The 13512-nt window shown below is 37.8% G+C and carries 15 protein-coding genes; 8 read left to right on the forward strand and 7 right to left on the reverse strand.

Annotated elements, in window-relative coordinates; all coding sequences use genetic code 11:
- Positions 1–56: 56 nt before the first annotated feature.
- A complete protein-coding gene (locus tag AC4NPH_RS11235; RefSeq protein ID WP_491938717.1) occupies positions 57–677 on the forward strand; it encodes a YitT family protein in 621 nt (206 codons plus the stop codon).
- Between the two features lie 38 nt (positions 678–715).
- Here AC4NPH_RS11235 and AC4NPH_RS11240 read toward each other — a convergent pair whose 3' ends face one another.
- From AC4NPH_RS11240 to gnd, 5 genes are all read right to left on the reverse strand, one after another.
- Complete coding sequence (locus AC4NPH_RS11240; RefSeq protein WP_013055465.1) at positions 716–1327, reverse strand: DUF1349 domain-containing protein; 612 nt, start codon at positions 1325–1327, stop codon at positions 716–718.
- Positions 1328–1480: 153 nt separating this feature from the next.
- Positions 1481–2809 (reverse strand): GntT/GntP/DsdX family permease, encoded by a 1329-nt coding sequence (locus AC4NPH_RS11245; RefSeq protein WP_029324788.1) that lies wholly within the window; start codon positions 2807–2809, stop codon positions 1481–1483.
- Between the two features lie 270 nt (positions 2810–3079).
- Positions 3080–4606 carry an NCS1 family nucleobase:cation symporter-1 gene (locus tag AC4NPH_RS11250; protein ID WP_097813387.1) on the reverse strand — a complete coding sequence of 509 codons (1527 nt, stop codon included), beginning with the start codon at positions 4604–4606 and terminating at the stop codon, positions 3080–3082.
- Positions 4607–4884: 278 nt separating this feature from the next.
- On the reverse strand, positions 4885–6426 hold the full coding sequence (gene gntK, locus AC4NPH_RS11255) for a gluconokinase (protein WP_013055462.1): 1542 nt from the start codon (positions 6424–6426) through the stop codon (positions 4885–4887).
- A gap of 25 nt (positions 6427–6451) precedes the next feature.
- Entirely contained in the window at positions 6452–7351 is a 900-nt protein-coding gene (gnd, locus tag AC4NPH_RS11260) for a phosphogluconate dehydrogenase (NAD(+)-dependent, decarboxylating) (RefSeq protein WP_013055461.1), read from the reverse strand.
- 150 nt (positions 7352–7501) lie between these two features.
- Here gnd and AC4NPH_RS11265 point away from each other — a divergent pair, with 150 nt between their 5' ends.
- Both AC4NPH_RS11265 and AC4NPH_RS11270 read left to right on the forward strand, forming a co-directional pair.
- Positions 7502–8347, forward strand: a complete 846-nt coding sequence (locus AC4NPH_RS11265; protein WP_013055460.1) for a MurR/RpiR family transcriptional regulator — start codon at positions 7502–7504, stop codon at positions 8345–8347.
- A 169-nt stretch (positions 8348–8516) separates the two neighbouring features.
- Positions 8517–8996 carry a GNAT family N-acetyltransferase gene (locus AC4NPH_RS11270; protein ID WP_013055459.1) on the forward strand — a complete coding sequence of 160 codons (480 nt, stop codon included), beginning with the start codon at positions 8517–8519 and terminating at the stop codon, positions 8994–8996.
- Positions 8997–9121: 125 nt separating this feature from the next.
- Here AC4NPH_RS11270 and AC4NPH_RS11275 read toward each other — a convergent pair whose 3' ends face one another.
- Positions 9122–9658 carry a phosphatidylglycerophosphatase A family protein gene (locus AC4NPH_RS11275; RefSeq protein ID WP_013055458.1) on the reverse strand — a complete coding sequence of 179 codons (537 nt, stop codon included), beginning with the start codon at positions 9656–9658 and terminating at the stop codon, positions 9122–9124.
- Between the two features lie 172 nt (positions 9659–9830).
- On the opposite strand from AC4NPH_RS11275, the gene AC4NPH_RS11280 reads away from it, so the two are divergent.
- The 5 genes from AC4NPH_RS11280 to AC4NPH_RS11300 all read left to right on the forward strand — a co-directional run bounded on the left by AC4NPH_RS11280 (position 9831) and on the right by AC4NPH_RS11300 (position 12907).
- Positions 9831–10217 carry a hypothetical protein gene (locus AC4NPH_RS11280; RefSeq protein WP_013055457.1) on the forward strand — a complete coding sequence of 129 codons (387 nt, stop codon included), beginning with the start codon at positions 9831–9833 and terminating at the stop codon, positions 10215–10217.
- A 162-nt stretch (positions 10218–10379) separates the two neighbouring features.
- A complete protein-coding gene (locus AC4NPH_RS11285) occupies positions 10380–11105 on the forward strand; it encodes an alpha/beta hydrolase (protein WP_097813388.1) in 726 nt (241 codons plus the stop codon).
- A gap of 82 nt (positions 11106–11187) precedes the next feature.
- Positions 11188–11700, forward strand: coding sequence for a YjcG family protein (locus tag AC4NPH_RS11290; RefSeq protein WP_013055455.1), 513 nt, complete (start codon positions 11188–11190; stop codon positions 11698–11700).
- Between the two features lie 5 nt (positions 11701–11705).
- Positions 11706–12140, forward strand: coding sequence for a GNAT family N-acetyltransferase (locus AC4NPH_RS11295; protein ID WP_013055454.1), 435 nt, complete (start codon positions 11706–11708; stop codon positions 12138–12140).
- Positions 12141–12229: 89 nt separating this feature from the next.
- Positions 12230–12907, forward strand: a complete 678-nt coding sequence (locus AC4NPH_RS11300; protein ID WP_029324783.1) for a DUF421 domain-containing protein — start codon at positions 12230–12232, stop codon at positions 12905–12907.
- Between the two features lie 76 nt (positions 12908–12983).
- On the opposite strand, the gene AC4NPH_RS11305 is transcribed toward AC4NPH_RS11300, so the two are convergent.
- Positions 12984–13235 carry a hypothetical protein gene (locus AC4NPH_RS11305; RefSeq protein WP_029324782.1) on the reverse strand — a complete coding sequence of 84 codons (252 nt, stop codon included), beginning with the start codon at positions 13233–13235 and terminating at the stop codon, positions 12984–12986.
- Positions 13236–13512 lie beyond the last annotated feature (277 nt).

Genomic DNA, 13512 nt, shown 5'->3' on the forward strand with positions numbered 1-13512 from the left:
TTAAAGTAGATGATTGAAAATGAAAATTCCGAAAAAACAAACAAAGGGGTTTATTTATGAAAAAAGTTTTATGGATTATTCTTGGATGTACGATTGCAAGTATTGGTGTTCTTATCTTGCGGCACTCTCACGTAGTGACGGGGGGAACAGCTGGTCTGTCTCTTAGCTTGTCATATGCCCTTTCCTTATCGTTTGCGGTGATCTTTTTTCTCATTAATATTCCTTTTTATCTCTTTTCCTTCTTTCAAATGGGATGGGAATTTACCGCCACAACTATAGGATCAGTGTCTTTGCTATCGCTTCTCACTTCACTCGATCACTTGCTTCCTTCTTTTACACTTCCCAGCCTGATGGGTGCTGTTACGGGCGGACTAATTGCCGGCCTTGGCTTATCCATTTTATTTATGAACGGAGCTTCTCTCGGCGGTGCTAATATTCTAGCGTTATTCGCACAGCGAAAATTCGGCTGGGATCCTGGAAAAGTGAATTTTTCATTTGATTTCCTTGTCGTGCTGTCGAGCATGTATTCAATTGGACTTTCAAAAGGAATTTTCTCTGTTATATCCATTGCGATTACAGGTTTTGTCATCAGCTACTTCAAGCAAAAAATTGCTTTACACAATCAACCGACATCCGCTTCTGCCACACAGCCTTTAGATAATGCGCTTTCTAAATAAAAACCACGATTTAGCTGTGGCTAAATCGTGGTTTTTATTTACATTTTTTCTACTTTTATAAAATCAAATTGGGCTTCATACCCTGCTCCTTGAGGACTACAGGCATAAATACCAACTTGAACAGGTTCTTTGGCTGAGTTCAATAAGTGAGCGAGTCGGAGCTGAGTCCAAGAATCTCCATCACTTGAATAACAAACGGTGTAATCATCGTTTTTGCGCTGAATTTTAAAATAAAGCGCTGATTTGTTTTGAGTAAAATTTTGACTGGACCAATCTGAGAAACCCTGGTTGGTTACGACTGCTCCTAATTGGTTAGGACCATCGGGATTGTATTCAACTGACGTTTTGATCCACGTATCTTTTGATACACGAATCATGAGACCTGCTTGATCGTAGCGATTAACTGGATATGTATGCACCTTTGTCATGATTTCAAAGTCGCCTTCTACTTCACGGTAAAGAAAGTGTCCATTGTCCGCTTCAAAGCCATAATGAGTACGCTGCCAAAAATCCGTTTTAGCGTCTGTTTTAATCACTAATCGATTCGTTTCTGTGTCAATTTGAAATTGAGCTGGTGGACAATACCAAGAAACGTCTGAATCTAATTTTCCTTCTGAAAAGTTTGTGAAAAATACTAGTTGATTACTCACTCTCTGTCATTCCCTTCTTAGAAGCTATTATTCTTCTATTTCTATTTTGCCATAATTTAACGAATAAATAAAATATTTTGATTATTTTTCTTGTAAATTCTTTTCTTTCATAAAAAATAAGACTCTTTTACATAGAGTAAAAGAGTCTTATTTTTAAATTAATGCATTTAGAATAAGTGCTCCTGCAAAAGCAATAAAGGATAGAAGCGTTTCCAGAACGGTCCATGTTTTGAACGTTTCTTTCACTGTTAATCCTAAATACTCCTTCACCATCCAGAAGCCAGCATCATTAACGTGAGAGAACATTAGTGAACCCGCACCCGTAACGATAACAAGCAGTTCTAAGTTAACACCGGACATGTGCTCAATGATTGGTGAGACAATACCAGCCGCTGTTGTTAATGCAACTGTTGCTGAACCTGTAGCAATACGGATTAATCCAGCAATTAAAAATGCAAGCACAAGTGGTGATAGAGATAGATGTTCAGACATTTGACCAATCGTTGTACCTACTCCGCTATCAATTAATACTTGTTTGAAGCCACCCCCTGCACCAATAATTAAGACAATAGATCCTACAGGAAGCAAACATTCTTCCGTTAGTTTTTTAATCACATCTTTTGTCATACCTTGACGTTTTCCAAGCAGGTAAAACGCTGCAAAACAAGCAATTAAAAGTGCAATTAATGGACTTCCTATTAATTCTACAAACTTCACTACGCCGCTTGGCAATCCGTTAATAACAGGTGCTATAGCTGCTAAGACCATTAATAGAACGGGCAGTAAAATGACAAAGAATGAAACGCCTGTACCAGGAAGATCTTTTGATGTTGTCGTAATACGAATTAGATCAGGTTCTCCTTCTGGAATCACTCGTTTGTGAATCCATTTTGCAAAAACTGGTCCAGCGATAACTGCAGCTGGAATTGAAATGATTAATGCGTATAAAAGCACTTTCCCCGTATTTGCTCCGTAAATACTAATAGCTGCCATCGCTCCTGGATGAGGAGGAACGAGACCGTGAACAATTGATAATCCTGCAATAACCGGCAGAGCAATCAATAATATATTTTGTTTTGTCGTTTTATGAATGGAAATAACTAAAGGCAGTAGAATTAAAATTCCTACTTCGAAGAAAACAGGAATACCAATAATGAAACCTGCTACTAGCATCGCCCATGGCAGTCTTTTCACACCGAATATTCTTACGAAATAATCCGCTACCTGCATGCCGGCACCTGAATCGGCCATCAGCTTACCTAAAATTGTTCCCAACGCTAAAATTCCTACTAAGTGGCCTAAAACACCGCCCACTCCCGTTTCGTAAGCGCCAACAATTTTATCCATTGATAACCCAGAAGCAATTGCCAAAAACAAACTCGCAACCGTTAAACTAATAAACGCATGCCATTTAAAAACTGAAACACCTACAATAACAATAACAATTGCGGCAACTGTAATAGCTAATAAGTATGCATCCATCTTGCTTTCCACCTTCCCTTTAAGTAAACGCTTTCTCTATGTAGCAAAAAAGCTCTACACCCTGTGAATTTTTTAAAAAATAAGTTCAAATTATCGAAATCGTTTACATCAACTATTTTAGAAAACGATTTCATTTTTTTATTACTTAAATTATATGAAAAAAAAATTCTTAAATCAACAAAAAAACTCAAAAAAATTTTATCAATTTTCTTCCATACAATTTTAACTCATAAAAAAATCCAATCATGTTAATGATTGGATTCATCTTATTTATTTGGTGATGGTTGGATCAGCCGTTTGACTGTCGATAATCGGTTTTTCGCTTGTTTTTAACGTTATTTCTTCATATTCCCCCGGCGCTAATACGCTTTTATCTCCTTTCATGAGATACGTGTAAACGATGATAGAAATGAATAGACCAAATGTCCAGGCATTATCCCATAAAAAGCGCAGTCCAGGAATCAGTAAGCCTAAAACGGGTATGGCCACGCCAATTACTAATGCATAAATACCGTTTTTATTAAAACCTGTTGAATAACTGTAGCGACCGTTTACCTCATATAAATCCTTTAATGCCATCTGTCTCCTTCTTACAAGCCAGTAGTCAGCAATGGCGATGCCGTCTATAGGGCCAAGCAGCGCTCCGTATGTTCCAAGCCAGCCGAAAATATAGTTCCCGAAATTAGACATGATGTACCATGGCTGAAGTAAAATAGCAAAAATACCGGTCACTAGCGCCCCCATCGCAAACGTGATTTTCTTTGGATTCAGATTCTCAATTGCACGAGCTGGCGCGACGATATTTGCTCCCACATTAATCGTTAAAGAAGAAAGCACGATAACGATTGTTCCTAAGAAAATGATAAACGGAGGGAATTTAGCTACTAAGGCCACTGGATCCCAAATAGCTTCTCCAAATATAACGATTGTTGCTGAGGTAACAGCAATCCCAATAAATGAAAAAATACTCATTGTCAACGGTAAAGAGAAGGTTTGCGCAACCATTTGAGATTTCTGACTTCTAGCATATCGACAGAAATCCGGAATGTTCAAAGCGAGCGTCGCCCAAAATGCAATAACTCCCGTTAAAGCTGGGAAAAATACGGCTAGAAATTCTCTGGTTGATGTAAATTTAGAAGGCGTAGATAAAATGGGGCCCCACCCTCCCGAGTTTGTATAAGCCCATATAAAAAGAATAATAGCTGAAATACCAATAACGGGAGCAGCAATCGCTCCTAATACTTTAATCGCTTGCGGTCCTTTATATGCTACTCCTACATTTAAAAGCCAAAAAAGAGCAAATACAATGGCTGTATGACCAGCTAAACCGTTCCAAGACGAAAACGAAGCGCTTAGGAGCGTATCAATTGCTTCCGTTCCAATCCATGTATTAATTCCAAACCACCCAGCAGCCACAATGGCCCTAGCCAGTGCTGGGATATGTGCTCCTTTATCTCCAAACCACAGGCGGGCAAATACTGGATAAGGAATGCCAAACTTGGTTCCAGCGTGAGAATTAAGCAAAATAGGAATAAGAACAATAACATTTCCTAAAAAGATTGTACCAATTGCTTGCCACCAGTTCATTCCAAGCGTCATCATTCCGCTCGCCATTGTGTAAGCTGGAATACACAGACACATCCCAATCCAAAGCGTGGCAAAGTTAACTCCTTTCCAAGAATGCTCTTTCATCGTAGTCGGACGTAAATCCTCATTCCAAAGGTCACTGCCGCTCAGCTGGTTGTGCGTCTCATCTGTGAGCGTCACAATTCCATCTTGCTCAATTTGTGTTTTCATCCATAAAACCCCTTTTCATAAAATAAGTTCATTCCAAAAAACAAATTTTGTTTGAATTTTCTGAAATATAAAGGCGTTTGTGACGATTCCTTCTAGTATGTGATAAATACTAACGTTATCCCTTATTATATTTAATGCGAAACGGGGATACACTGGACAAATTGTAACATTATTTGAGGGAACTTTTATATATTGTGTAGTGTCAACTCTTTTTGTTGTTAGATAACCTAACACACAAAAAATCATCGCTTGAAAACTTCAAGCGATGATTTTTGAACTTAATGTACATATTTTTTTTGAAAAGCCGTAATGCTTTCGTATTCTTCTTTAAATAAGCGAGCCAAACGAATATAGATAGCCGTTAACTCTTTATATACTTCACTGTTTTCTTTGATTGGATAATGATGATTAGTCGCTCCAACCATATCAGAAACAACGTTTAATGAGTCAACTTCGCCAAGGCTATATAAGCCAAGGATAACTGCTCCTAGACATGAACTTTCAAAACTTTCCGGCACGGATACTTCTTGGTTAAAAATATCTGCCATCATTTGACGCCAAAGTGCGGAACGTGCAAATCCGCCTGTTGCCTGAATTTTTGTAGGCTCTCCAATTAACTCTTCAAGTGCCAATAATACTGTATACAAGTTAAAAATAACGCCTTCTAATACAGCACGAATCATATGTTCTTTTTTATGATGCAAACCTAGGCCAAAGAATGAACCTTTAGCATTTGCATCCCAAAGCGGCGCACGCTCTCCTGAAAGGTATGGATGAAACAATAAGCCGTCCGCTCCCGGTTTCACTAAAGCCGCAATATCCGTTAATACTTCATACGGATCTTTTCCAAGGCGTTTAGCTGTTTCTACTTCAGACGCTCCAAACTGATCGCGAGCCCATCTGAAAATCATACCTCCGTTATTTACTGGGCCGCCAATTACCCAGTGGTCTTCTGTCAACGCATAACAGAAAATACGACCTTTAGGATCGACTACTGGCTTGTCAGTCACTGCTCGAATAGCTCCGCTTGTCCCGATTGTCACAGCAACAACGCCTGGTTCAATTGCATTTACGCCTAAATTTGATAATACACCGTCACTTGCACCTACAATAAAGGGCGTATCCGGAAGTAAATGCATGTCAACTGCAAGCTCTGGGTTTAACCCTTTTAACTGATGCATTGTTGAAACAGGAGTAGATAACTGATCGGTTGTAACACCTGCTACTTTAAGTGCTTCTTCATCCCACGCAAGATTTTTCAGATTAAACAAACCCGTTGCTGATGCAATCGAATAGTCGATAACATATTCGTTAAACAACTTAAAGAATACATATTCTTTAATCGAAATAAACTTATGCGTTCCCTTCACTAATTCAGGCTGTTCATTAGAAAGCCATGTTAGCTTGGAAAGCGGCGACATCGGATGAATAGGCGTACCCGTACGCAAATAAATCTCATGACCATTGTATTCATTTTTAATTTTTTCCGTCCATTCTGCACTTCTATTATCCGCCCACGTGATACATTTTGTCAGCGGTTTTCCCTGCTGATCAACGGCAATAACACTGTGCATAGCTGAGCTGAATGAAACACATAAAATATCCTCAGGTTTTACATCGCTCGTTTTTACAACCGTTTGAATTGTACGTACAACTGCTTGGAAAATTTCTTCAGGATCTTGCTCAGCCATCGCGGGCGTCGGCGAGTATAATGGATACTCAATCCCATGATTTGCAATGACTGTACCGTCTACTGAAAACAATACAGACTTTGTACTCGTTGTTCCGATATCTACACCTATTGCATATTTTTTGCTCATGCTGCTGTCCCCCTACTTTACTACTTTACTTATTTACAACACCGTGGCCGCCGAATTCATTTCGAAGTGCTGCTACAACTTTTCCTGTAAATGTATCTTCCTCTAATGAACGATAGCGCATCATTAGCGATAAAGCAATAACAGGAGTTGCCGTTTGAAGATCAAGAGCAGTCTCTACGGTCCATTTCCCTTCGCCAGAAGACTGCATGACTCCTTTAATACTGTCTAGTTTAGGATCTTTTGAAAACGCATTTTCCGTTAGTTCCATCAACCAAGAACGAACAACAGATCCGTTATTCCAAACGCGTGCTACGGCTTCATAGTCGAAATCAAATTGACTTTTTTCCAGAACTTCAAATCCTTCAGCAATGGATTGCATCATTCCATATTCTACACCATTGTGAACCATTTTTAAAAAGTGACCGCTTCCGCTTTTACCTGCGTACATAAATCCATTTTCTACGCAAATATCATTAAAAATTGGTTCAATTGTACGGAATACTTCCGCATCTCCCCCGATCATTGTACACGCTCCATTTCTTGCGCCTTCCATTCCGCCGCTTGTCCCTACATCAAAGAAGTAAATACCTTTTTCCTGAAGATCCTGAGCACGTCGAACAGATTCTTTATAATTAGAGTTTCCTCCATCTATTATAATATCTCCTTCTGACAGAAGTTCTTTTAGTTCTGTAATAACATTTTCCGTTACTTCTCCAGCCGGAACCATAATCCATACAACTTTAGGTGAAAGAGGAAGTTCATTGACTAACTCTTCAACAGTAAAGGCGCCAGTTGCTCCTTCATTTGAAAGTTTTTCTACCGCTTCTTTATTTACATCATAAGCTACTACTTCATGATGGTTGTCCATTAAATTTAATGATAAATTATATCCCATTTTTCCTAAACCGATTAATCCAATTTTCATTTTACAAACTCCCTTTGAAAAAAAATTTCACATTACCTCCATTATACGAATTATTTTTCATTTTGCAATCGTTTACAAGAAAATTTTTTTCACTCATATTTTTGTGCTATACTCTTTTTACTACTAAATTCGTGGAAAGGAACATCAGTTATGACGCAAAATTGCTTAGGAAAAATTCGTTCTCACTATGCTAGATTCAGTGAAAAAGAGAAAAAAATAGCAAATTATATTTTAGAACAGCCGGAACAAATTATTCACAGTACCATTAACGAAGTGGCAGACGATTTAAATGTAGCTGATGCAACAGTCTTTCGCTTTTGTAAACGAATTGGCTTCAAGGGCTATCAAGCGATGAAAATAGCGCTGGCTGCTGAAATTATGACGCCTATTCAGCAGATTCACGAGGAAATTGCTGAAACGGATAATGAAAAAACGATTGCTGAAAAAATCTTTCGCTCCAATGTGCGAACGCTTGAAAATACATTACAAATACTAGAAAGCAACGCTATTGAAAAAGCCGTTAAACTTCTTATGAAGGCGGATAAAGTTCAGTTTTATGGCACGGGCGGTTCTTCCGTAGTGGCTATGGATGCTTTTCATAAATTTGTTCGAACAGGAATTAAAACGTTTGCATTTATTGATTCCCACTTCCAGCTTATGTCCGCTTCTCAATTAACAAAACAGGATGTAGCGGTAGTGATTTCTCATTCTGGAACAAATAAAGACACGATGAACATTTTAAATACAGCAAAAGCGAACGGTGCCAAAACGATCGGTATTACGGGTTTTCCAAAATCTCCATTAAGCCAAAATGTCGATGTTTCTCTTTATACGAGTTCAGAAGAAACAGAATATCGATCTGAAGCTCTTGCCTCGAGAATTGGACAGCTAAGCCTCATTGATGCTTTGTACGTTAATGTAATGATTGCGAATAAAGATGCCTCTAAACACTCGCTTGAAAAAGTACGCGATGCCATTGCTGAAACTAGAATTTAATGTTTCGCCCTTATATATTCTTCAACTATAACACCAAACAGAGCGTAGAATATATGCTCTGTTTAGTGCAGTTCTTCGCTTAAAATTTTCAGGTTTTAATTCTCATTTAACATTTTCTAAGTTACTACATATGATAAAGCACAACTTTTAAAAAGTAGGTGAAGTGTGTATGGATATTATCTATCGCACTGCAAAACTAGATGATTATACAGAAGTAAATAAAATATTAGGGGAATCACTAGAACTCCACGCAAATGCGCTTCCTTCTATGTTTGATAATCAAATGGCTGTTTTATCTCCGGAACAATATCAAGCTACTCTTTATTATGCAACCATTGATATTCTTGTAGCTCAATATCGAAATCAAATTATTGGGGCGTCTGTTGTTGAATTAAAATATAACCCTCCCACCACATTAGCTCCTCTTTCCTACACAGCGTACATCCAATATTTTGGCGTTAAGAAAGGCTTTCAAAATTATGGCGTCGGAAAAGGTCTTTTTTCTGCTACAAAACAGTGGGCTGTACAAAAAGGAGCAAATGACCTCCAGCTTACCGTATGGGCATTTAACGAGAAAGCACGTGCTTTTTATGAAAGTCTGGGGCTGAAAAACTTAAGCTACCTTATGACTACTTCACTACAGCCATAAATCGTTCTATTAACGGAGACTAGACACGTAGGTGATACGTGCCTAGTCTCCGTTATTCAAATAAAAGACTAAATCATTTCGACGCGTTAATTTACGCAGCTTATATACATACTAAAAGAAGTTTATTACGTAGCCGGATTGCCTTCTTGCAGCTGTTCTTGTTCATCACGCTGACGGTGAGCTAAACGACTTGCCGCACTAGAAGCTACGCTCGCTACTAAATCATCTAAAAAGGTATTAACTCCTTTTTCTTTTTTACAGTCCAGCTTTTCAATAATGCCTACTTTTACTTTATCTAAATAGCCAAAGGTCGTCACAGCGATACTGCCATAGGTTAAAACGGCACCTAGAGCAATCGTTTCGTCAACACCAAACAACCCTTCGTCTTGTTCTACAATACTTTGAAGAGGTTCTGATAATTTATTTTGCTCAGCTAACTTATCAAGTTCGATTCCAACTAGAAGCGCATGCTGAATTTCTCTCTTTTGCAGTACTCTTTCTACGCTTTCAGCGCATTCCTGAATGGTTAGAGCTGGATGATAAGGAAGCTGTAAATCATACACAATTTCAGCAATATCCAAAACTGTTACGCCACGCTCTTCTAGCAAATCAAATGTTGCCTTTGCTACTTCTTTGCTCGTTGGGATTTTTTTCGCTGTCATGTCTCTCTCTCCTTTTCAAGTTGTTGTCTCTCTTTATACTAAATTCGATGAGAGGCGCTAAAAACCTTTTTTGTTCATCTGCCTGAGTTCATAAACTCGTCACATATCTCTTTAGGCGCTCATTACATTTACTTGCTATAATGAAATTATCTAATCAGGAGGTTTGTCTACTGTGGAAGAAAAACAAAGTAAATTTAGCAGAGGCTTATTATTATTTTTCATTGGCGCAACAGCCCTTTTCTTTATCGTCTTAATCGTTCTGTTTCTCATGTCTACTTTTGGAAAAAGCGAAAAAGAAGCCATAGCTCTTCTAGCAGGGAATCACTACGCTATCGTTAAGGAAGAGAATTCATATACTCTTTATGATCAAAAAGAAAACAAGCCTATTTTAGAAGATGTAAACGGCTATTTCGGTGCTCGCAATATCCGAAGTTATGTAAAAAATGACACAGAATTGGTTTCGATTGATGAAAAAGAAGAAGAATATACGAAGAAGCCGCTAGAAAAAGCCAGCCAAGCGGAAAAAGCTATGTTTAAAAAAATGAAAAAATTAGATTAACCAAAAGCGCTTCAGTCGATTCTGAAGCGCTTTTTTAATGACGCATGCCTCTTTCTCGTCATTTGCTAAAAAATTCGTTACAATAAAATAAAGAACGGTTATTAGAAAATGTGTTACAATAAAGGTAACGCTTTCATTCAAATGCATAGGAGTCGATTATTCATGTCAGAAAGTAAGCGGAAGTTAGAAGAAATTTCTTTTTATAGTGACGCACTGCAAGAAGATGTCACGTTACTAGTCTATTTGCCGTCAAACTATTCTACGCTCTATAAGTATTCCTTACTTATTGCCCAAGACGGAAAAGATTATGTTATGTACGGACGGACACCTCGTTTAATTGATGATTTAATGAACGAGTCGGAAATCGATCGTACTATTTTTGTTGGAATTCCATATAAAAGCGTGGAAGACAGACGTGATAAGTATCATCCAGAAGGAAATCAAGTAGATGCTTACATTCGCTTTTTAGCACATGAACTTGTGCCATTTTTGGATAAAACATATCCTACATATCAAATGGGAAAATCACGTGTTCTAATTGGTGATTCGCTTGCTGCTACAGTTTCACTGCTGACGGCCATTGCGTATCCTCACACGTTCGGGAAAGTAATTATGCATTCTCCTTTCGTGAACGATGCTGTATTACAAACGGTCAACTCATTTGCTTCTCCTTCACTTCTGGATTTGTATCATGTTATTGGAACTGAAGAAACGGCTGTCAAAACAACACAAGATGGTATATTGAATTTTATTGAGCCTAACCGCCTGTTGCACGAACAAATGAAGCAGCGTGGATATTCTATTTTCTACGAAGAATTTAATGGAAATCATACGTGGAAATACTGGCAAAAAGACGTAAAGCGGTCGCTTCAATATATGTTGAAGTAGAAAGATATCATATTTTTTGAAAATTTGTTATAATAAGCTCGCTTTATACATATTTTATGATCTTACTTTGGAGGGATTTTTTATGAAATTTGGCGTTGTACTTTTTCCATCTAAAAAATTGCAAGATGTAGCGAATTCTTATCGAAAGCGCTATGATTCTCACTATTCATTAATTCCGCCTCATCTTACATTAAAAGAAGTCTTTGAAGCTACAGAAGACCAAATTGATGAAATTGCGGCTAACTTGCGTAAAATTGCCGAAGAAACAAATCCATTTACATTAAATGTAACGAAAGTAAGCTCATTTTCACCAGCCAATAACGTTATTTACTTAAAAGTGGAACAAAAGCCAGAACTGACGTCACTTTACAATAAACTTCATGAAGGCAATCTTGAACAGCCAACTGAATATTCATTTATTCCACATATTACAATTGGTCAACGCCTTTCAGATGATGAGCACTTAGATGTGTATAGCCAGTTGAAACTTGTGGATGTCGCTCATGAAGAAACAGTGGATCGCTTTCATTTAATGTACCAGCTTGAAAATGAAACATGGACTGTGTTTGAAACATTTCGTCTTGGAAAGGGATAAGATACGTGAACATCAAGGTACTAACGAACAAACAAGATCATTCTGATGCTTACTTCGTACGTCAAAAAGTATTTGTAGAAGAACAGCAGGTTGATGTAGAGCAAGAAATCGATGAATACGATTCTGAAGCCCTGCATTTAGTTGTATACAAAGGAACTGCACCAATTGGTGCAGGACGCTTCCGTATGGTAGAGGACTATGGAAAAGCCGAACGAATCTGCGTTCTTTCTTCTTATCGAAAAGACGGTGTAGGAAAGCTTTTGATGGATAAGTTAGAAGAGCTCGCAGCAGAGCATGAGATTGAAAAGATTAAGCTGCATGCTCAAACGCATGCGGAAGGATTTTATAAAAAGCTAGGCTACGTAACGGTTTCGGGTGAGTTTATGGATGCTGGAATTCCACATGTAGAGATGGTAAAGAAACTAAGTAAAAAACACTAGGAATTGAACCTGGTGTTTTTGCTTTTTTAAAGGATAAGAACCTTCGCTTTGCTTATACTAATACCTAATCATGTGAATTAGGTGAAAATATGGATGAACTTATCGGAATTGCACTAGAACTCTTTATCGGATTTATCTGCTTGTTTATTTTAACTAAATTTTTAGGCAGAGCGACGATCACTCAGCTTACCACTTTTGATTTTATCTCTGCTCTTGTATTAGGAGAGTTAGTAGGAAATGCGTTATATGACTCAGAAGTAGGAATAGGCAAAATTTTATTTGCTGTTATCTTTTGGGGAGCGCTTATTTATGTCACCGAAGTTGTTACTCAAAAAAATATTCGCCTGCGCTTGTTTTTAGAAGGACGGCCATCTATTATTATTCGAAAAGGGAAAATTTCGTACAAAGAACTTAGCAAAAATCGATTAGATATCGATCAGCTTCTTCATATGCTTCGTTCAAAAGACATATTTTCCATTCGTGAAGTTGAATATGCGATTTTAGAAACAGATGGATCACTAAGCGTATTGCCAAAATCTGATTATGCTAAGCCAACAAGAAGCGACCTGCAGCTCCCTCCTTCTGAACCTGTTTTATCTATCGCCTTCGTCAGTGATGGACGTTTGCTTTTGAAAAACTTGATTCAGTCAGGCTTTGATGAAGACTGGCTAAAGACACAGTTGAAAAAACAGGGATTTACCGATTATAAACAGGTGCTTTATGCTGAATGGCAGCAGGGCAGTACTCTTTTTATTGAATCTTACTAAGGTGTTTTTTACTTGTTCATTACTTTGTGAAAAAATCGTGAGCGCATTTATTCTGCTGCGTTCACGATTTTTTCTATTATGCCCGTGTATTAATCACTAGGCCCTTATTTGTCAGCTTGCTGTATACACGCTCTGCTGCTTGAAGTTTTTTTCGCTTTTGTACTGAACTTGGCGTCAATTCCAGTGAGTGAGAACGCGATTCAAACTCTTCGTCAAAGCTTTTTTTCTCAATAGGCCAAATACGATTTGAAAAAGAAGCATTATTTTTTTGAAGGCGATTTGCATATTGAATAGATTGATAAGGCGTGACGGGCAGTATATATCCCATATGAACCCTCCTCTTTTTCAAGATACCTTCTACTCCCAGACCTCAGTATTTTTCTCAAGAAGTATCGAAATTGAAACAGCTCACTTAAATCCTCTACTTTAGACTTGTTCAAAACAGATGACGCATTGTATCTATACCGCCTTTTTTGAACATATGTGATGTCTTATTCAATATATACCCTTTTTTACATCCTATCCCTCCAAAAATATCCGTGCTCTTTTTAAAAAAAGGTGATTTTGATATGATAGACTTTGACTATAAAACAAAAACTGTGCGT

This window comes from Priestia sp. MDV22-iso46 (assembly GCF_058629175.1).

Excerpts from the sequence above, each read along its gene's own strand:
- AC4NPH_RS11235 (WP_491938717.1), top strand. The coding sequence starts at position 57 with ATGAAAAAAGTTTTATGGATTATTCTTGGATGTACGATTGCAAGTATT.
- AC4NPH_RS11245 (WP_029324788.1), bottom strand. The coding sequence starts at position 2,809 with ATGGATGCATACTTATTAGCTATTACAGTTGCCGCAATTGTTATTGTT.
- AC4NPH_RS11250 (WP_097813387.1), bottom strand. The coding sequence starts at position 4,606 with ATGAAAACACAAATTGAGCAAGATGGAATTGTGACGCTCACAGATGAG.
- gntK (WP_013055462.1), bottom strand. The coding sequence starts at position 6,426 with ATGAGCAAAAAATATGCAATAGGTGTAGATATCGGAACAACGAGTACA.
- gnd (WP_013055461.1), bottom strand. The coding sequence starts at position 7,351 with ATGAAAATTGGATTAATCGGTTTAGGAAAAATGGGATATAATTTATCA.
- AC4NPH_RS11265 (WP_013055460.1), top strand. The coding sequence starts at position 7,502 with ATGACGCAAAATTGCTTAGGAAAAATTCGTTCTCACTATGCTAGATTC.
- AC4NPH_RS11270 (WP_013055459.1), top strand. The coding sequence starts at position 8,517 with ATGGATATTATCTATCGCACTGCAAAACTAGATGATTATACAGAAGTA.
- AC4NPH_RS11275 (WP_013055458.1), bottom strand. The coding sequence starts at position 9,658 with ATGACAGCGAAAAAAATCCCAACGAGCAAAGAAGTAGCAAAGGCAACA.
- AC4NPH_RS11285 (WP_097813388.1), top strand. The coding sequence starts at position 10,380 with ATGTCAGAAAGTAAGCGGAAGTTAGAAGAAATTTCTTTTTATAGTGAC.
- AC4NPH_RS11290 (WP_013055455.1), top strand. The coding sequence starts at position 11,188 with ATGAAATTTGGCGTTGTACTTTTTCCATCTAAAAAATTGCAAGATGTA.
- AC4NPH_RS11300 (WP_029324783.1), top strand. The coding sequence starts at position 12,230 with ATGGATGAACTTATCGGAATTGCACTAGAACTCTTTATCGGATTTATC.
- AC4NPH_RS11305 (WP_029324782.1), bottom strand. The coding sequence starts at position 13,235 with ATGGGATATATACTGCCCGTCACGCCTTATCAATCTATTCAATATGCA.